This window comes from Sphingomonas sp., assembly GCF_017304635.1.
Taxonomy (GTDB): Bacteria; Pseudomonadota; Alphaproteobacteria; order Sphingomonadales; family Sphingomonadaceae; genus Sphingomonas.
Genome location: NZ_JAFKMA010000001.1, coordinates 831,108 through 848,785 on the forward strand (window position 1 = coordinate 831,108; position 17,678 = coordinate 848,785).

Annotated in this window: 14 protein-coding genes; 4 read left to right on the forward strand and 10 right to left on the reverse strand. The window is 66.8% G+C overall.

Annotated features, from left to right (window positions below; all coding sequences use genetic code 11):
* Nucleotide 1 precedes the first annotated feature (1 nt).
* Entirely contained in the window at nucleotides 2–1,756 is a 1,755-nt protein-coding gene (locus J0I47_RS04220) for a cation:proton antiporter (RefSeq protein ID WP_294045180.1), read from the forward strand.
* Here the strand turns inward: J0I47_RS04220 and alaS are convergent.
* Genes alaS through J0I47_RS04235 form a run of 3 tightly spaced genes read right to left on the reverse strand, consistent with a single transcriptional unit; the run spans nucleotide 1,753 to nucleotide 6,280 of the window.
* Nucleotides 1,753–4,395: an alanine--tRNA ligase gene (gene alaS, locus J0I47_RS04225; RefSeq protein ID WP_294045181.1), complete on the reverse strand. Its 2,643-nt coding sequence runs from the start codon at nucleotides 4,393–4,395 to the stop codon at nucleotides 1,753–1,755. The two genes, J0I47_RS04220 and alaS, sit on opposite strands and share 4 nt — an antisense overlap.
* Nucleotides 4,392–4,982, reverse strand: coding sequence for a site-2 protease family protein (locus J0I47_RS04230; protein ID WP_294045182.1), 591 nt, complete (start codon nucleotides 4,980–4,982; stop codon nucleotides 4,392–4,394). The genes alaS and J0I47_RS04230 overlap by 4 nt, the downstream gene beginning before the upstream one ends.
* Nucleotides 4,983–5,017: 35 nt before the next feature.
* On the reverse strand, nucleotides 5,018–6,280 hold the full coding sequence (locus J0I47_RS04235) for a Xaa-Pro peptidase family protein (RefSeq protein WP_294045183.1): 1,263 nt from the start codon (nucleotides 6,278–6,280) through the stop codon (nucleotides 5,018–5,020).
* A 73-nt stretch (nucleotides 6,281–6,353) separates the two neighbouring features.
* On the opposite strand from J0I47_RS04235, the gene J0I47_RS04240 reads away from it, so the two are divergent.
* Nucleotides 6,354–7,667, forward strand: coding sequence for a dicarboxylate/amino acid:cation symporter (locus tag J0I47_RS04240; RefSeq protein ID WP_294045184.1), 1,314 nt, complete (start codon nucleotides 6,354–6,356; stop codon nucleotides 7,665–7,667).
* On the opposite strand, the gene J0I47_RS04245 is transcribed toward J0I47_RS04240, so the two are convergent.
* The 3 genes from J0I47_RS04245 to recA form a co-directional block, all read right to left on the reverse strand.
* Nucleotides 7,658–8,284, reverse strand: a complete 627-nt coding sequence (locus tag J0I47_RS04245; RefSeq protein ID WP_294045185.1) for a glutathione S-transferase — start codon at nucleotides 8,282–8,284, stop codon at nucleotides 7,658–7,660. The two genes, J0I47_RS04240 and J0I47_RS04245, sit on opposite strands and share 10 nt — an antisense overlap.
* On the reverse strand, nucleotides 8,281–9,129 hold the full coding sequence (locus tag J0I47_RS04250) for a class I SAM-dependent methyltransferase (protein ID WP_294045186.1): 849 nt from the start codon (nucleotides 9,127–9,129) through the stop codon (nucleotides 8,281–8,283). The genes J0I47_RS04245 and J0I47_RS04250 overlap by 4 nt, the downstream gene beginning before the upstream one ends.
* Nucleotides 9,130–9,349: 220 nt before the next feature.
* Nucleotides 9,350–10,402, reverse strand: coding sequence for a recombinase RecA (recA, locus tag J0I47_RS04255; RefSeq protein ID WP_294045187.1), 1,053 nt, complete (start codon nucleotides 10,400–10,402; stop codon nucleotides 9,350–9,352).
* A 210-nt stretch (nucleotides 10,403–10,612) separates the two neighbouring features.
* On the opposite strand from recA, the gene J0I47_RS04260 reads away from it, so the two are divergent.
* Both J0I47_RS04260 and J0I47_RS04265 read left to right on the forward strand, forming a co-directional pair.
* Entirely contained in the window at nucleotides 10,613–11,632 is a 1,020-nt protein-coding gene (locus J0I47_RS04260) for an adenosine deaminase (RefSeq protein ID WP_294045188.1), read from the forward strand.
* Nucleotides 11,632–12,147: a phosphoribosyltransferase family protein gene (locus J0I47_RS04265; RefSeq protein WP_294045189.1), complete on the forward strand. Its 516-nt coding sequence runs from the start codon at nucleotides 11,632–11,634 to the stop codon at nucleotides 12,145–12,147. The genes J0I47_RS04260 and J0I47_RS04265 overlap by 1 nt, the downstream gene beginning before the upstream one ends.
* On the opposite strand, the gene J0I47_RS04270 is transcribed toward J0I47_RS04265, so the two are convergent.
* The 4 genes from J0I47_RS04270 to smpB all read right to left on the reverse strand — a co-directional run bounded on the left by J0I47_RS04270 (nucleotide 12,144) and on the right by smpB (nucleotide 17,651).
* Nucleotides 12,144–12,488, reverse strand: coding sequence for a response regulator (locus tag J0I47_RS04270; RefSeq protein ID WP_294045190.1), 345 nt, complete (start codon nucleotides 12,486–12,488; stop codon nucleotides 12,144–12,146). The genes J0I47_RS04265 and J0I47_RS04270 overlap by 4 nt on opposite strands.
* Nucleotides 12,489–12,500: 12 nt before the next feature.
* Nucleotides 12,501–14,900 (reverse strand): ATP-binding protein, encoded by a 2,400-nt coding sequence (locus J0I47_RS04275; RefSeq protein WP_294045191.1) that lies wholly within the window; start codon nucleotides 14,898–14,900, stop codon nucleotides 12,501–12,503.
* Between the two features lie 158 nt (nucleotides 14,901–15,058).
* Nucleotides 15,059–17,068 carry a M13-type metalloendopeptidase gene (locus tag J0I47_RS04280; RefSeq protein WP_294045192.1) on the reverse strand — a complete coding sequence of 670 codons (2,010 nt, stop codon included), beginning with the start codon at nucleotides 17,066–17,068 and terminating at the stop codon, nucleotides 15,059–15,061.
* 97 nt (nucleotides 17,069–17,165) lie between these two features.
* Complete coding sequence (gene smpB / locus J0I47_RS04285; protein ID WP_294045193.1) at nucleotides 17,166–17,651, reverse strand: SsrA-binding protein SmpB; 486 nt, start codon at nucleotides 17,649–17,651, stop codon at nucleotides 17,166–17,168.
* Nucleotides 17,652–17,678: the final 27 nt, after the last annotated feature.

The following is a 17,678-nucleotide window of genomic DNA, read 5'->3' on the forward strand; positions in this document are numbered from 1 at the left end:
CATGTCGGTCGGACTCGAAAACAAGGGCTTCAGCGACGCGCTGGTCATCCTGGGCGCGGCGGGGATCGTGATCCCGACCTTCGCGCGATTCCGGATCAGCCCGGTAATCGGCTTCATCCTGGTCGGCATGCTGGTCGGCCCGGCCGGGCTCGGCGCGCTGGTCGGGCAGTATCCGTGGCTCTACCACGTTACCATTTCCGACCCGCACGCGATCGAGCCATTCGCCGAGTTCGGCATCACGCTGTTGCTGTTCTCGATCGGGCTGGAACTGTCGCTGAAGCGGCTGTGGGCGATGCGCGGATCGGTGTTCGGAATCGGCGCGTCGGAACTGTTCGGGTGCGCCGCGGTGATCGGCGCGGCGTTGCTCGCGACCGGGAGCAGCTGGGGCGCCGGGCTCGGGCTCGGACTGGCGCTGGCCTTGTCGTCGACGGCTTTGGTCCTGCCGATCGCCGGCACCAGCAGTCCGGTCGGGCGTGCTGCCTTCGCGATGCTGCTGTTCGAGGATCTGGCGCTGGTCCCGATCATCTTCGCATTGAGTGCGCTCGGCGGGCGCGGCGGCAATATCGGATCGGTGCTGCTATGGGGCGCCGTTGCGATCGTCGCGATCTTCCTGGTCGGGCGCTTCCTGCTGCCGCGCCTGTTCGCGCAGGCTGCACGGACCAAGAGCCCGGAATTGTTCTTGGCGATCTCGCTACTGGTGGTGATCGTCGCCAGTCTCGCGACCACCGCCGCGGGCCTGTCGCCGATCGTCGGCGCGCTGCTCGCAGGCGTGCTGATCGCCGAGACCGAATATCACAGCGAGGTCGAGGTCATCACGGCACCGTTCAAGGGCCTCGCGCTCGGCGTGTTCCTCATCACCGTTGGCATGAGTCTCAACCTCGAGACGCTGCTCGCGCGCTGGGTCGATTTCGTCGGTGCGCTGGCGGGGGTGATCGCGGTCAAGGCGCTGGTCACCTTCCTGCTGTTGCGCGTGTCGGGCGCGCGGGCCGGCACGTCGGCGGAGACCAGCCTGCTGATGTCGAGCCCGTCCGAGACGACGCTGATCGTGCTCGGCACGGCGGCGGCGGCGGGGTTGATCGCCGGTGAAGATGCCGCATTCTGGCAGACGGTCACGGCGCTCGGCCTGACAATCACGCCCGCGCTCGCCGAGATCGGTCGCCTCGTATCGCGCCGGATCGAAGCACGCGACGAATCCGCCCCCGACCTGCAACTGACCGAGGAAGGCCCCGGCACCGTCGTGATCGGATTCGGGCGGGTCGGTCGGATGGTCGCCGACATGCTGATGGAGCACGGCCAGCGCTATGTCGCGGTCGAGGCGGACATCGATGCCGCCGCCGCCGCCCGACGTGAGGGCTATTCGGTGATCTTCGGCGACGTCGCACGAGTCGAGCTGGTCGACCGGCTTAACCTGGGCCGGGCGAAGGCGCTGGTGCTAACGATGGACGATCCCGTGTTGACCGTGCGGCTGACCAAGCGGGTGCGCGGTTGGGTGCCAACGTTGCCGATCATCGCCCGCGCACGGGACGCGAGCCACGCCGCGGAACTCTACCGGGCCGGCGTGACGGACGCGGTGCCCGAGACGCTCGAAAGTTCGCTGCAACTGTCAGAGGCGGTATTGGTCGACCTCGGCGTCGCGATGGGGCCGGTGATCGCCTCGATCCACGAAAAGCGCGACGAACTGCGCAAGGCGATCAAGGACGAGGCTGACCTCGACCGCGAGCCACGCATCCGGCGGGTGCGGCGCGCCGACGCCTAGCCGCCGAGCGCCGAGCGCACGGCCGCGACCGCCTCCGCGCCCTTCGATCCGTCCGGCCCACCGCCCTGTGCCATGTCGGGCCGGCCGCCGCCGCCTTGGCCACCGAGCGCCGCGACTGCCGTCCGCAGCAGGTCGACCGCGTTGAGCGTGCCGATCAAGTCGTCGGTCACGCCGACCGCGACCGACGCGCGGCCGTCATTGACCGCGACGATCACCGCCACGCCTGAACCGATCCGTTGCTTGGCGTCGTCGACCGCGCCGCGCAGGCCCTTCGGATCGAGCCCCTCGACCACTTGCGCGGCGAAGGCTATGCCATTGACCTGTTCCGGCCCGGCCGGAGCCGCGCCGCCTCCGCCACCCAGCGCGAGCGCCTTCTTCGCTTCGGCCAGTTCGCGTTCGAGCCGGCGCCGATCCTCGACCAGCGCCGCGACCCGTGCCGGCACCTCGTCGGGCGACGCCTTCAACGCCGCCGCCGCCTCGCGCAACTTTTCGTCTCTGCTGGCGAGATAGGCGCGCGCCGCCTCGCCGGTCAGCGCCTCGACACGGCGCACGCCCGACGACACCGCGCCTTCGTTCACCAGCTTGAACAGCCCGATCTCGCCGGTTGCGCGGACATGCGTGCCGCCGCACAGTTCGAGGCTGTAGGTGGCGTCGCCGTCGCGACCCATCGACACCACGCGGACCTCGTCGCCATATTTCTCGCCAAACAGCGCCATCGCACCTTCGGCGATCGCTTCGTCCGGGGTCATCAGCCGCGTCGCGATCGCGTCATTCTGGCGGATATAGGCGTTGACGTCGGCCTCGACCTCGGCGAGCCGCGCCGGATCGACCGCGGTCGGTTGCGAGAAGTCGAAGCGCAGCCGCTCGGGCGCGACCAGCGATCCCTTCTGCGCGACGTGCGTCCCCAACCGCTCGCGCAACGCGGCGTGCAGCAGGTGCGTCGCCGAATGGTTGGCGCGGATCGCGTTGCGGCGCTCGCCATCGACCGTCAGGTGCAGCGCATCGCCCAGCCTGATCGTGCCCTGCTCGATCTTGGCGCGGTGCGCCCACAGCCGGCCGAGATGCTTCTGCGTGTCGAAGATGCGGGCTTTCACGCTCCCGTTGCTGGCGATACCGGCATCGCCGACCTGGCCGCCGCTTTCGGCATAGAACGGCGTCTGGTTGAGGATGATGTCGACCTCGTCGCCCGCCGTCGCACTGTCGACCCGCGCGCCGTCCTTGACCAGCGCGATGACCTCGCCCTCGCCCTCTTCCGACGTATAGCCCTGAAACTCGGTCCCGCCCTGTTCCTCGACGAGGTCGTACCAGAGCTCGTCGGACGCCTTCTCGCCCGACCCTTTCCAGGCGGCGCGGGCGGCGCGCTTCTGCTCGGCCATCGCGGCGTCGAAGCCCTCGCGGTCGACCTGATAGCCCTGGCTGCGCAGTGCATCCTCGGTCAGGTCGTAGGGGAAGCCATAGGTGTCGTAGAGTCGGAACGCCGTTTCACCGGCCAGCGTGCCACCCTCGGCCAGTCCCGCCGTCGCCTCGTCGAGCAGCTTGAGCCCGCGGTCGAGCGTCTTGCGGAACTGCGTTTCCTCCTGTTGCAACGTCGCCTCGATCAGCGGCTGCGCCCGGACGAGTTCCGGATAGGCCGCGCCCATCTCCGCGACCAGTGCCGGAACCAGCCGCGCCATCAACGGCTCCTTCGCGCCGAGCAGGTGCGCATGCCGCATCGCGCGGCGCATGATGCGGCGAAGCACGTAGCCGCGCCCCTCGTTCGCCGGCAGCACGCCGTCCGCGACCAGGAAGCCAGACGACCGCAGATGGTCGGCGATCACGCGATGGCTTGCCATCTCGTCGCCGACCGCCTTGGTGTGCGTCAGCGCTTCCGACGCGGCAATGAGCGCCTTGAACGTGTCGGTGTCGTAATTGTCGTGGACGCCCTGCAACACCGCAGCGATCCGTTCGAGGCCCATGCCGGTATCGATCGACGGCTTGGGCAGGTTACCGACGATCTCGTTCGCCTCCTGCTCGAACTGCATGAAGACCAGGTTCCAAACCTCGACGAAACGATCGCCGTCCTCGTCCGGCGATCCCGGCGGACCGCCCGGGATATGGTCGCCATGGTCGTAGAAGATTTCCGAACACGGCCCGCACGGACCGTTGTCGCCCATCGCCCAGAAATTGTCCTTGGTCGGGATGCGGATGATGCGATGGTCGGGCAGGCTGGCGATCTTCTTCCACAGATCGAACGCCTCGTCGTCGGTATGATAGACGGTCGCGGTCAGCCGGTCCGGGTCGATCCCCCATTCCTGCGTCAGCAACCCCCAGGCGAGCCCGATCGCGCGCTCCTTGAAATAATCGCCGAACGAGAAATTGCCGAGCATTTCGAAGAAGGTGTGGTGCCGCGCGGTGTAGCCGACATTGTCGAGGTCATTATGCTTGCCGCCGGCGCGCACGCATTTCTGGCTCGACGTCGCGGTCGAATAGGGGCGCGTCTCCAGCCCCGTGAAGACGTTCTTGAACGGCACCATGCCCGCGTTGACGAACATCAGCGTCGGGTCGTTCTGCGGCACCAGCGGCGCCGACGGAACGATGGCGTGACCGTTGGCGGCAAAGTAATCGAGGAAGCTGCGGCGGATGTCGTTGGTCGAGGTCATGGTGGCGACTTAGGCGAGCCGCCTCCGCGGCTCAAGCTGTCAACCGCCGATCCGGACATCCGCCCCCTAAGTATCAAATATCGCCAAATCCGCATGCCGTCGCTGTGGTCGAAGGGGATCAGATTACTCAACCCCATGCCGATCGACACCAACATGAATGCTATCGCCATCGAGATGCCGACTGGTTCGTCATAGCGCCCGTACGACGATTGGTAAGTCGATGTATAAGCGAACATACCCACTACAACCGCCGTCGCGACATTAGCCACGGGGCCGGCCGCAGCGATCAGCGCATGCCTGACATTCGCGGAAATACGATCGAGATTGTAAGTCACACAACCACCGATGTCGCCATGTCCCGCACGTCTAACAATGCGCAGCCGGCGTGAGCGGACAGAAAACTCGAAGGGAAGCACGACAATTTTGTGGATCGTAGCGCCAAGCCGCCACGCCATGGCGGCATGGGCGAGTTCGTGGATCAGCACGGCCAGAAAGGTAACCAGGCTGGCGGCCATAACCCCGCCGACCCAGCCGAACGCCCAGCGATGCCCCTGCAACGCGCCGAGCGCGGCGAATGCCGTCAGCACGAGAACCGCCTTAGCGACCAAACGAAGACCGGCTCTCATCCGAACGGACGATCGATCGACGGCGGCGGCGCGCTGAACCATTGCGGCCCGGTCGCGGTCATGTGGAAGCAGTCCTCCAGCCGCACGCCGAACTTCCCCGGAATGTAGATGCCGGGCTCGTTGGAAAAGCACATGCCCTGCGCAAGCGGCGTAGTCTCGCCGCGCACCAGATTGACCGGCTCGTGCCCGTCGAGCCCGATGCCGTGCCCGGTACGATGCGAGCAGCCGGGCAGCTTGTAGCCGGGGCCGTAGCCGAAACTCTCGTACAATTTGCGGATCGCGACATCCACGCTGCCGGCCGGCGCGCCGAGCTTCGCCGCGGCGAAGACGGTCTGCTGACCCCGATGCACCTGGTCCCACACGGTGCGCTGCTCCTTGCTGGGGCTGCCTAACACGAACGTGCGCGAGACGTCCGACTGATACCCCTCGACCGTGCAGCCGCAATCCATCAACACGATCTCGCCCGCGGCGACCTTGTGCACCGCCTTCGTGCCGTGCGGATACGCTGCCGCTTCGCCGATCAGGACGAGGCTGAATTCGGGATCGCCGCCCAGTTTGCCGGTCGCCGCGTCCATCATCGCGCTGATGTCGCGCCCGGTCATGCCCGCCTCGACTCGCGGATGCACCCAGCGATAGGCGGCGATGGTGACGTCGGTCGCCAGCTGCATCAGCGCGAGTTCGGCCGGCGTCTTTATCATCCGGCACCCGCGCACGACGGGATTGGCCGATACGATCCGCGCGCCTGGCATGGCATGCGCCAGCATGTCGGGGATGAAGAATCGCACGGTCTCCTCGATCCCAACCGGACGACCAGCCAGCTTGCGATCGCGCAGGAACCCGGCGACCACCTTGAGCGGGTCCTCGTCCTCCTGCCACACGCGTACCTCGACCGGGATGGCGAGCGTCTCGCGCATCCGCAGTTCCTCGAAATAGGGCGAGACGATGCATGGCTCGCCCTCGACCGGCAGCACGGTGAGCATCGCGCGTTCGCTCCGCCCCCAACGGATACCGGTGAAATATACAAGCGAAGAGCCCGGCTCGATCAACACCGCCCCGATACCGTTCGCCTTCATCAACGCCTGCGCGCGATCGAGCCGGCGACGACGCTCGTCCGGGCCGATCGGGACCGCGCCTCTGGTCATGTCGCTCAAGGCGGCGAGATCGGGTTCAGCCGCTCGCGCTACAGCGGGGATCAACGGCACGGCGACGGCGGCCGCGAGCAAGGCGCGGCGGTTCAGGGCAGTCGACGGATCGGGCATCGCGGCACGATAGGGTGCTTGACCTGACGCTCGCAATCCCCTTCGCTCGCGCGCACTTGCGGGGAGAGCATGTGTGGCCAAGCGACTGACGACCTTCATCCTGATCGGGCTGGTGCTCGGCATCGCGATCGGCTGGGCGGTCAACGCGCATTACGACGACGGCACTCCGGCGGCAGCCGCGCACCTGAAGGCGATCGCCGGGTACATCACCATCGTCACGACGATTTTCCTCCAGCTTATCAAGATGATTATCGCGCCCCTCGTCTTCTCGACGCTGGTGGTCGGCATCGCGCACATGGGCGACACGGCGGCGCTCGGCCGGGTCGGACTCAAGTCGTTCGGCTGGTTTGTCGGGGCGAGCCTGTTGTCGCTGACGCTCGGCCTCATCCTCGTCCACCTGTTGCAACCCGGCCTCGGGCTGAACCTGCCGGTGCCGCCGGTCACGGAGAAAGCCGGCCTCGATACGGCAGGATTCGACCCGACCAAGATCGTCAAGCATATCTTCCCGGCCTCGATCGTCGACGTGATGGCGACCAACGAGATCCTGCCGATCGTGGTCTTCTCGCTGTTCTTCGGCGTCGCGATCACGGCAGTCGGCGAGAAGGCGAAGCCGATCGTGCGTGGACTGGAAGGCGTCGCGGCGGTGATGTTGCAAATCACCGATTACGTGATGCGGTTCGCGCCGTTCGCCGTATTCGCGGCGGTGTGCGCAGCGCTGGTCGAGCATGGACCGCGGGTGATCGGCAAACTCGCCTACTTCATGGGCAGCGTCTATGTCGGGCTCGGCACGCTGTGGCTGCTGCTCGGCATGATCGCGTTCCTGTTCCTGGGACGGCGCGTCCTCGACCTGTTGCGCTACATTCGCGAGCCGGCGTTGCTCGCTTTCTCGACTGCATCGTCTGAAGCGGCGTTCCCGCGCACGCTGGAGGCGCTCGACCGGTTCGGCGTGCCGCGGCGCATCTCCAGCTTCGTCCTCCCGCTCGGCTATTCGTTCAACCTCGACGGGTCGATGATGTACATGACGTTCGCGTCGCTGTTCATCGCGCAGGCCTATGGCATCCAGCTTACGCTTGGCACGCAGATCGGCATGCTGCTGATGCTGATGATTACGTCGAAGGGGATCGCCGGCGTGCCGCGCGCCAGCCTGGTCGTGATCGCCGCGAACCTATCCAACTTCGGTATTCCGGAGGCCGGCCTGCTGCTGGTGCTGGCGATCGACAATTTCCTCGACATGGGACGGTCGGCGACCAACGTGCTGGGCAATGCGATCGCCGCCAGCGTCGTCGCGCGCTGGGAGGGGCAGCTCGGTCCTGAGACCGCGCCCGAGGTCGAGCCGCCGCATGCGCCGAGCCACGGGCTTGCGGGCGACGCGCGTCCTCAAGCGTAGGCGTACGGCCCGCCCCGTTCCAGCGCGTGCTGGTAGGCGGGGCGAGCATGAATCTTCGCCAGCCACGCCATCGTCGCCGGCCGTGACGCGCCGAGCCCCGCCCGGCTGACCGCCGCTTCGAGCGGGAAGCTCATCATGATGTCCGCCGCCGACATCGCGTCGCCGGCGAACCATGGCCGCTGCGCGAGCTCGCTTTCGACATAATCGAGGTGGCGGTCGATCATCGGCTGGATTCGCCTGATCGCGGCCTTGCCCATCAGCGGAATGCGCGAGACCACCAGCATCACGAGCAAGGGCGGCATCAGCGACCCTTCGGCGTAATGCAGGAACTGACGATAGCGCAGCACGGCGTCGCGATGCGTCGGCGGGCCGAGCCGGCCGTCGGCCTTCTCGACCAGATACTCGCAGATCGCGCCGGTCTCGACGATCATCCTGCTGTCGTCTTCCAGCACCGGCGACTTGCCGAGCGGGTGAACGGCGCGCAATGCCGCCGGGGCCAGCATCGTCTTGGCGTCGCGCTGATAGTGTTTGATCTCGTACGGCAGGTCGAGCTCTTCGAGCATCCACAGGATACGTTGCGAGCGCGAATTGTTGAGGTGATGGACGATCAGCGTCATGCGGTGCCTCCCTGCTCGACGGCGTGACACGTCCAGACCCAGGCCGCCGCGGGAAAATCGACGGCGCCGTTCACCTCGCGACTGGCGAGAAAAGCGCGCAGCCGATCGCGGCCGGCCGCGCGCGCGTCGTCGTCGAGCGACGCGAGATGCATCGCGGACGGACCGATGCGGCTGAACAGCGCGAGTGCTTCTTCCACCGCATCCGGCCCCTCGCCCGCGCGGTAGCGATAGTCGACCGCCTGCGGCTCACCGCGCCAGCCGCTGGCCGTGAGGATTCGTTCGACTCGCGTCGGATCGGCGAAGGCAAACGGGCCCGGCGGCGGCTCGCTGCCGGCCGGCGGTGGCGGCGGTGGCGACCCACCGGCTGCGGCGACGGTCTCCGCCGCCCAGGGGTTGAGCGCGGGCGAGCGAAAACAGGAAAAGACGAATGCCGCATCCGGCGCAGCGGCGCGGCGGAACGCGCCGAACGCGGCGACCGGATCGTCGAAGAACATGACGCCGTGGCGTGAGCAGAACAGGTCGACACCGCGTTCGGTCAGGTCGGTCGCGTCGCCAGCCTCGAACCGCAGATTGGCGTGTCCGGCGCCGCGCGCGCGTGCGGCCTCTACCAGTTGCGGCGATATGTCGCGTCCGATCACCGTCAGCGACGGCCGCGCTTCGGCGAGCGCGATCGCCGTCGCCCCGGCTCCGCATCCGATGTCGATCGCCGTCCCCGACTTCGGCGCAACAGCGAGGATCGCCGCATCAAGCTTGGTCGCCAGGTTCGAAAAGCTCAGATCGGTCCGTCGCCATTCGCTTGCCCAGCTATCGCCAGTGCGGCCTGCCCAATCGCGCATTTCGGTCATCGCGTCCCTCCTGTCGCAGCCGGCATAGCATGGCGTAGCGGTGGAGCCCACGGCGACGCGATGGTGTGGACAACGTGCTACAACATGAAAGGCCCGCGACGCACGCGGGCCTTTCCGGGGATATGCGGCGGAAACGGGGGCTCGCCGCAGGACTTGAAAGCGTTAACGTGGATCAAGCCGGTTGGTTGCATTGCAGCAATATGACAACCGGCGTCGGCGATCAGAGGTCGTCATCCTCCGACGGACCCGCCATCATCTCCTCGGCGACGGCTTCTGTCCGGCTGCGGATCGCCTTTTCCAGGCGATCGGCCATGTCGGGATTTTCCCTGAGGAACGTCTTGGCGTTCTCACGACCCTGGCCGATGCGTACGCTGTCGTAGCTGAACCACGCGCCCGACTTCTCGACCAGCCCGGCCTTGACACCGAGGTCGAGAATCTCGCCGATCTTCGAGATACCTTCGCCGTACATGATGTCGAACTCGACCTGCTTGAACGGCGGGGCGACCTTGTTCTTGACCACCTTCACGCGAGTCGTGTTGCCGGTCACCTCGTCACGATCCTTGATCGCACCGGTGCGGCGGATATCGAGGCGGACCGAGGCGTAGAATTTGAGCGCGTTACCGCCGGTCGTCGTCTCCGGATTGCCGTACATCACGCCGATCTTCATGCGCAGCTGGTTGATGAAGATCACCATGCAGCGCGAACGACTGATCGAGCCGGTCAGCTTGCGGAGGGACTGCGACATCAGCCGCGCCTGCAGGCCGACATGACTGTCGCCCATCTCGCCCTCGATTTCCGCGCGCGGCACCAGCGCGGCGACCGAGTCCACCACCAACACGTCGATCGCGTTCGAGCGGACCAAGGTATCGGTGATTTCCAGCGCCTGCTCGCCCGTATCCGGCTGCGATACGATCAGTTCGTCGATGTTGACGCCCAGTTTCTTGGCATAGACCGGATCGAGCGCGTGCTCAGCATCGACGAACGCGGCGGTGCCGCCATGTTTCTGCGCCTCGGCGATGACGTGGAGCGCCAGCGTCGTCTTGCCCGAGCTTTCCGGGCCATAGACCTCGATCACGCGCCCGCGCGGCAGGCCGCCGACGCCGAGCGCGATGTCGAGCCCGAGCGACCCGGTCGAGATCGCCTCGACCTGCATCGTCTCCTTCGAACCCAGCTTCATCGCCGAGCCCTTGCCGAATGCGCGGTCGATCTGCGCGAGCGCGGCTTCGAGCGCCTTCGCGCGCTCGCCGGATGTCTTGTCGGAGCTCAATGCCATGGGAGAGTCGATGACCTTCAAAGATGCCGCCACTAGTTGCCTCCATCGCCTACCGCGAACCACGTCCGCGTCAATCACGTTCGATTGTGTATCGCGTTTGTTCTCTTGGAACAAGAGGCGAACGAAATATTTTCTGCTTTTGTTCTTTTGCTGTGCGCTGGCGTCACGAAGGGCCTTGCCCCCGACCCACGCTCACGCGATGCTCGGCCCATGACGGCCGACCTCGCCACCTTCATCACCGGTCTGCCCAAGGCCGAACTCCACCTTCATATCGAGGGTAGTCTCGAGCCCGAATTGATGTTCGCGCTGGCCGAGCGCAACGGTATCGCGATTCCGTTCGCGTCGGTCGAGGAGGTTCGCGCGGCCTATTCCTTCGCCAACCTCCAGGATTTCCTCGACATCTATTATGCAGGCGCGAGCGTGCTAGTTACCGAGGCCGATTTCCGCGACATGGCGATCGCCTATTTCGATCGCGCCGCCGCCGACGGCGTCGTCCATGCCGAAATCTTCTTCGACCCGCAGACTCACACCGATCGCGGCGTCGCGTTCGACACGGTGATGCGCGGGCTGCTGGCGGGCATGGCGGCGGCCGAGGCGACGCACGGCCTGACGTCGAAGCTGATCCTGTGTTTCCTCCGCCACCTGAGCGAGGAGGCAGCGTTCGCGACGCTGCGTCAGGCAGAGCCGTGGCTCGATCGCATCGCCGGGGTCGGCCTCGATTCGTCGGAGGTCGGGCATCCGCCGGAAAAGTTCGCCCGCGTGTTCGCCGCCGCGCGCGCCAAGGGGCTGCGGCTGGTCGCGCATGCCGGCGAGGAAGGACCGCCCGACTATGTCCACCAGGCGCTCGACCTGCTCGGCATCGACCGGCTCGACCACGGCAATCGCAGCCTGGAGGATCCGGTGCTGACCGCGCGGCTGGCACGGACGGGGATGACGCTGACAGTGTGCCCGCTGTCCAACGTCAAGCTGTGCAACGTTGCCTCGATCGACGCGCACCCGATCGACCGCATGCTGAAGCTCGGCTTGCGCGCGACGATCAACTCGGACGATCCGGCCTATTTCGGCGGCTATATCGGGGAGAATTTCCGTGCGGCGGCCGAAGCGCGCGGGCTCGACCGCGACGATCTGGCGACGCTGGCGCGCAATTCGTTCCTGGGCTCGTTCCTGAGCGACGACGAGGTCGCCGTGCACCTCGCCCGACTCGACACCTATATGGAGGGTCACGCCTGATGCCGGTCTTCACCCCGATCGCGCACGATACGTTCGTCGGACAGGTGCACAAGTTGGCCGCCGCGCTGGCCGAGAGCGAATGGACGCCGAGCTTCATCATCGGCATCGGTCGCGGCGGGCTCGCGCCGGCGGTCTATCTCAGCCACGCGACCGGTCTGCCGATGCTGTCGGTCGATCATTCGAGCCAGGTCGAGGATTTCTCCGACGCGCCGCTGGTGCGGCTGGCGGCGCGGACGCGCGACGGCGAGCGACTGCTGTTCGTCGACGACATCAACGATACCGGCGCGACGATCGGCAAGCTGCGCGCGGCGCTGGCGACGGCGGGAGCGGCGGGCGATCATGTCCGGTTCGCGACGTTGCTCGACAATGTCCGTTCGCAGGAGGTGGTCGAGTATCGCGCCGAGACGATCGACCGGCAGGTGCAGAAGGACTGGTTCGTGTTCCCGTGGGAAGCGGTCGCCCCGCAGGCGTCGCTGGATGCCGACGCGGCGGCCGTGCCGGAGCGGATCGCCTAGCCCAGCGCGGCCAGCGCCTTTTCCATGCCGTCCATCGTGAACGGCTTCGACAGCCGCGGTCGGTCGGCATGGCCGTCCACCACTTCGTCGCCGCCGCTCGACAGCACGAACGGAATGCCCTTTTCGGCGAGCGCATCGGCGACCGGCCAGCTCTTCTCGCCGCCCGACAGGTTGACATCGAGGATCACCGCATCTGGCGTCTCGTCGGCGATCGTCGCCAGCGCGGATTGCACGGTGTCGCAGGTGCCCACGCAGGTCTTGCCCAGGGCATCGACGAAATCCTCCAGCATCATGGCGATAAGGGGTTCGTCCTCGACGATCAGGATACGCTGTACTGTCATGCCGCGCTTCTGTCAGGCGGCGCGCGCGGCGGCAAGCACATCCCGTGCCGCTTCGGCAAGTTGCTGTACCGAAAAGGGCTTGGGCAGGAAGGCGACGTTGTCGAGGTCGATCGACTTGCGCAATTGCTCCTCGGCATAGCCCGACATGAACAGGATCGGCAAGTCCGGATGCTGCGCCCGCGCGTGGCGAACCATCGTCGGCCCGTCCATCGTCGGCATGACCACGTCGGAAATGAGTAGATCGGGCCGCTCGCCCGCCGCCAGCAATTCCAGCGCCGCCTCGCCATGTTCGGCGGTCAGCACCTTGTAGCCCTGTCGCGCCAGCGCGCGTTCGGCGACGGCGCGGACCATGTCCTCGTCCTCGACCAGCAGGATCGTGCCACTTCCCCACAGGTCGCTCGATTTCTCAGACCGCGCGGCGGTCGGCGCCTTGGCGGCGGGCGCGTCGGCGGTGTGGACCGGCAGGTAGATGGTGAAGGTCGCCCCCTGCCCCGGCTTCGAATCAGCGAAGATGTAGCCGCCCGATTGCTTGACGATGCCGTACACGGTCGACAGGCCGAGCCCGGTGCCTTTTCCCACTTCCTTGGTGGTGAAGAACGGCTCGAAGATCTTGCCGACGATCTCCGGCGGGATGCCAATGCCGGTGTCGCTGATCTCCAGCACCGAATAATCGGCGACGGGCAGGATGTCGTTGCCCATCTTGCGCACCTGCGCGGCGGAGACCGCACGGCAGGCGATGGTGAGCGTGCCGCCGCTCGCATCCTTCGCCAGCATCGCGTCGCGCGCGTTGACCGCCAAGTTGACGACGACCTGTTCGAGCTGCCCCGGATCGGCGCGGACCGGTCCCAGGTCGCGTCCGTGGCGGACCTCCAGCTTCACCGTTTCGCCCATCAGCCGTTTGAGCAGTTGCGACACTTCGGAGATCACGTCAGGTAGTTGCAGCACTTGCGGGCGCAGCGTCTGCTGGCGCGAGAAGGCAAGCAACTGGCGGGTCAGGCTGGCGGCGCGGTTCGAGTTGGCCTTGACCTGCTGGATATCGTCATAATCGCTGTCGCCGGGCGAGTGGCGCATCAGCATCAGGTCGCAATGGCCGATGATCGCGGTCAGGATGTTGTTGAAATCGTGCGCGACGCCACCCGCCAGCTGGCCGACCGCCTGCATCTTGGTCGCCTGCGCCACTTCGCGCTTCAGCCGCGTCTCCTCGCCATTGTCTTTGAGGCTGAGCAGCACCGCGGCGTCGCCGAGCCCACGCGCGCCGGCGATCGTGAGCGCGACCGGTTCGTCGGGATGATCCTTCAGGCGGATGGCCATATCGGTGGTGTGCGTAGCGCCGTTGGCGAAGCGGCGGATGGCGTCGGCCACCGCCGCCTTGTCCTCGCGCACGACGAGGTCGCCGGGATAGAGCGGCGGGTGTAGCGGATCGACTTGCGCGGCGCGGACGAACGGATCGTTCATCTGCACGAACCGCCCGTCGCGATCCACGAGAGCGAGCCCGACCGGCAGCAGCGAGATCAGGCTTTTCACGTGCGCCGCCGCCGACGCGCCGATCGCCGGCCGCCCGCTATCCTCGTCGTCGAGCAACGCGACCAGGATCGGCGCGTCATCGCCTTCGAGGAACGGAATCTGGAGGATGCGCAGCGGATTGCCCTTGGTGCCCTCGCGCTCGAACCGGACCTGGCCGCTGGCGTCGGCGGTCAGAAACCGCGCGAAGTCGCGCCCGACGACGACGCTCTCCTCATGCCCCATCGACCGCTCGCGCAGTACGCGGTTGGCGGCGAGCAGCTTGCCGTCATGCGCGATCAGCGCCGCCATGATCCCGGCGGCGGCAAGGCGATCGCCGATCTGGCCCGCGATCATCGCCTGTACCTCGGTTGCGAGATCGAGGCCCTGCGCAGCATGGAACCGCCACACCAGCATGTCCTCGCTCTCGCCCGCCCGCTCGATCGCGACCGCCAGCGCGGCGCCGCGGCTGGACATGCGCGGCAATTCGGCCGAGCCGTCGCGCCACGCGGTGCGGCCGGCACTCGCCAGTTCCGCAGCGCCATTGCCGTCGAGCGGCAGGCCGGGCGGGGTCGGATATCCGCCGAACTGCTGTCGATAGCGATCGTTGGCGCAGATCAGGCGGCCGGCGCGATCGGTGACCGCGAGCGCGTCGTCGCTGGCGGCGGCAAGTGCCCGCGCGACGCTCCAGTCGGTGTCGGGGATCGCGTCATGGCCCGATCGCGTGAAACGCGACCAGGCGAACGCCGCCCCGACCAGCACCAGCATCGCCGCGGCGAACCCCGCCGCGACCGCCGCGCTGTGCAGCACCAGCAACGCCACCGCCGCCGCGCCGAGCCCGCAGGCACCGGCGACCACCAGCGCTTGGCGCTGGCCGGCATCGAGATCGGTGTTCAGGGGACGCGATGCCATCGGGGCATCCTTGGGGGCGGTCGTGCGATCAGGTCAAGCGCAACGAGGAAACGGCCGGGATCGGGAGTAAATCCCGATCCCGTCGGACGCGCCTGCGGCGCGCCGGCCGGCCGGGCGCGGTCTCGCCAGCAGCTACGCTGCCGGCGTGCCGCACCGGCTTACCAAATCCTGACCCGCGCGTCCGGCGCCAGATACAGCTTGCCCTGCGGCCCGACGCTGAACGCCGCGTACCACGGGTCCATGTTCCGGACGATGTCGGCACGGTACGGGTTCGGCGAGTGCGGATCGGTCAGCAACCGCTGGATCCGCGTCTTTTCGCGCATGTTCTGCCGCCACACCTGCGCCCAGCCGAGATAGAAACGCTGGTCGCCGGTCAGACCGCCGATCACCGGCGCCGGCTTGCCGCCAAGGGCCGCATGATAGGCGTCGTACGCGGTGCTGAGGCCGGCGAGGTCGGCGGAATTCTCGCCCAGCGTCAGCCGCCCTTTCACATGATAGCCCGGCAGCGGCTCGTACGCGTCGTACTGCGCCGCCAGCTTGTCCTCGAGCGCGTTGAAGCGCTTCACGTCCTCGTCGGTCCACCACTGGCCGAGCTTGCCGTGCAGGTCGTATTTCGCGCCCTGGTCGTCGAAATGATGGCTCATCTCGTGCCCGATCACCGCGCCGATGCCGCCATAATTGACCGCCATGTCGGCCTTCGGATCGAAGAAGGGCGGCTGCAGGATCGAGGCCGGGAACACGATCTCGACCATGCCGAAATTGGCATAGGCGTTGACCGTCATCGGGGTCATCCCCCACTCCCACCGCTGCAACGGCTTGCCGAGGTGCGACACGTCGTAGTCGTGATCCCACTGCTCGGCGCGGACCTTGTTGCCGAATGCGTCGCCGGCCGTGATCGTCAGGTTGGCGTAGCTGCGCCAGCGCGACGGATAACCGATCTTGGGCGTGAACGCGGCGAGCTTCGCATGCGCCTTCGCCTTCGTTTCGGGCGCCATCCAGGTCAGGTTATCGATCCGCCGGTTCATCGCGGTGATGATGTTCTTGACCAGCTTGTCGGCTGCCGCCTTCGTCTCGGGCGGGAAGTATTTCGCGACGTAGAGCTGCGACACGTCGTCGGACAACGCGCCGCTGGTGAACGAGACCGCGCGCTTCCACCGCACCTCCTGCTGCGGCGTGCCCGACAGTGTGGTGCCGTAGAACGCGAAGCGCTCCTGGTCGAACATCTGCGGCAGGACGTCGGCATAGCTGTCGAGCGTCCGTACCATCAACTGGTCCTTCAGCACCTCGATCGGCGTGTCGGCGACCAGCTTGGCGATGCCGGTGACCGCGCTCGGCTGGGCGACGATGAGACTGTCGACCGGCGTGCCGTTCGCGCGCAGATAGGCGGCGAAGTCGTAGCCCGGCGCCGATTGCTGCAACTGCGCGACAGTCATCTTGTTGTAGGTCTTGTCGGCATCGCGGCTGTCGATGCGCGTCCAGCTGACCTGCGCGATCTGCGTCTCGAACGCGACGATCGCGTCGGCGCGTGCATCGGCATTGGGTTCGCCGGCCAGCGTGAACAGCTTCGCCAGATGCTGCTGATACGCCGCCTTCACCGACGCCAGCTTGGGATCGGCGCTGAGATAATAGTCGCGGTCGGGCAGGCCCAGGCCGGACTGGCGCAGCCCGACGACATAGACTTCCGGGTTCTTCTCGTCCTGACCGACGCCCCAGCCGAGCGGGCCGCCGACGCCCATCCGGTTCGCCTGGGCGAGCAACGCGGGATAGCTAGCCTTGTCCGACAGCGCCTTCACCTTGCTCAGCCACGGCATCGCCGGCGCCAATCCCTTGGCGTCGATCGCGGCGGTGTCGAGATAGGTGGAATAGGCGGTGCCCATCTTCGATCCCGACACCTTCGCCTGGGCCTCCAGGATGCCGCGGGTCCGGTCGCGCGACAGGTCGGCGAGCATGTCGAAGGTGCCGTACGACGACTTGTCGGCGGGAATCGCGGTGTCCTTCGCCCAGGTACCGTTGGCGAAACCGTAGAAGTCGTCGCCGGGCGCGACCGACTTGTCCATTCCGGCATCGTCGAAGCCGAACGTGCCGATCTGGGGCCGGCCGGCCGATTGGGCGAGAGCGCCGCTGGCCAGAGCAGAGGCAGCGAGCAGGGCAAAGAATGCAGGTTTCATGGATGGACAGCCTTTCGCGGAACTGACGGCGTTCTACGCAGGCGACACGCCGAGTCAAACCGGTCGGCGGCGATTTTTCCGGTGTCGGGTTAGAGCCTTAGCGATTTTCGCGCAGGATACGACCGGCTTCCTTCTTCCAGTCGCGTTCCTTGATATGCTCGCGCTTGTCGTGCGCCTTGCGACCCTTCGCCAGCGCCAGCTCGACCTTCGCCCGCCCCTGCCCGTTGAAGTAGATCATCAATGGCACCAGCGTCATGCCCTCGCGCGCGACCGCGCCGTGCAGCTTGTTGATCTCGCGCGCGTGGAGCAACAGCTTGCGCGGCCGCTTGGGCTCGTGGTTGAAGCGGTTGCCGTGGCTGAACTCGGGAATGTTCGAATTGACCAGCCACACGCCGCCATCGGCCGACACCTCGGCATAGCTCTCCGCGATCGACCCCTCGCCGAAGCGGAGCGACTTCACCTCGGTCCCCGTGAGCGCGATCCCGGCCTCGTAGGTCGTGTCGATCGCATAATCGAACCGCGCACGCCGGTTCTCGGCGACGACCTTCTTCTTGTCGAACGTGGCAGGCTTGGGACGCGGCATCAGGCGGCGGGATGTAGTGGGCTGATG

What these genes read in the sequence shown, in the direction of transcription:
- J0I47_RS04220 (WP_294045180.1), top strand. Translation starts at nt 2, where the DNA reads ATGTCGGTCGGACTCGAAAACAAGGGCTTCAGCGACGCGCTGGTCATC.
- alaS (WP_294045181.1), bottom strand. Translation starts at nt 4,395, where the DNA reads ATGACCTCGACCAACGACATCCGCCGCAGCTTCCTCGATTACTTTGCC.
- J0I47_RS04235 (WP_294045183.1), bottom strand. Translation starts at nt 6,280, where the DNA reads ATGCCCGATCCGTCGACTGCCCTGAACCGCCGCGCCTTGCTCGCGGCC.
- J0I47_RS04245 (WP_294045185.1), bottom strand. Translation starts at nt 8,284, where the DNA reads ATGACGCTGATCGTCCATCACCTCAACAATTCGCGCTCGCAACGTATC.
- J0I47_RS04250 (WP_294045186.1), bottom strand. Translation starts at nt 9,129, where the DNA reads ATGACCGAAATGCGCGATTGGGCAGGCCGCACTGGCGATAGCTGGGCA.
- recA (WP_294045187.1), bottom strand. Translation starts at nt 10,402, where the DNA reads ATGGCATTGAGCTCCGACAAGACATCCGGCGAGCGCGCGAAGGCGCTC.
- J0I47_RS04260 (WP_294045188.1), top strand. Translation starts at nt 10,613, where the DNA reads ATGACGGCCGACCTCGCCACCTTCATCACCGGTCTGCCCAAGGCCGAA.
- J0I47_RS04265 (WP_294045189.1), top strand. Translation starts at nt 11,632, where the DNA reads ATGCCGGTCTTCACCCCGATCGCGCACGATACGTTCGTCGGACAGGTG.
- J0I47_RS04270 (WP_294045190.1), bottom strand. Translation starts at nt 12,488, where the DNA reads ATGACAGTACAGCGTATCCTGATCGTCGAGGACGAACCCCTTATCGCC.
- J0I47_RS04275 (WP_294045191.1), bottom strand. Translation starts at nt 14,900, where the DNA reads ATGGCATCGCGTCCCCTGAACACCGATCTCGATGCCGGCCAGCGCCAA.
- J0I47_RS04280 (WP_294045192.1), bottom strand. Translation starts at nt 17,068, where the DNA reads ATGAAACCTGCATTCTTTGCCCTGCTCGCTGCCTCTGCTCTGGCCAGC.
- smpB (WP_294045193.1), bottom strand. Translation starts at nt 17,651, where the DNA reads ATGCCGCGTCCCAAGCCTGCCACGTTCGACAAGAAGAAGGTCGTCGCC.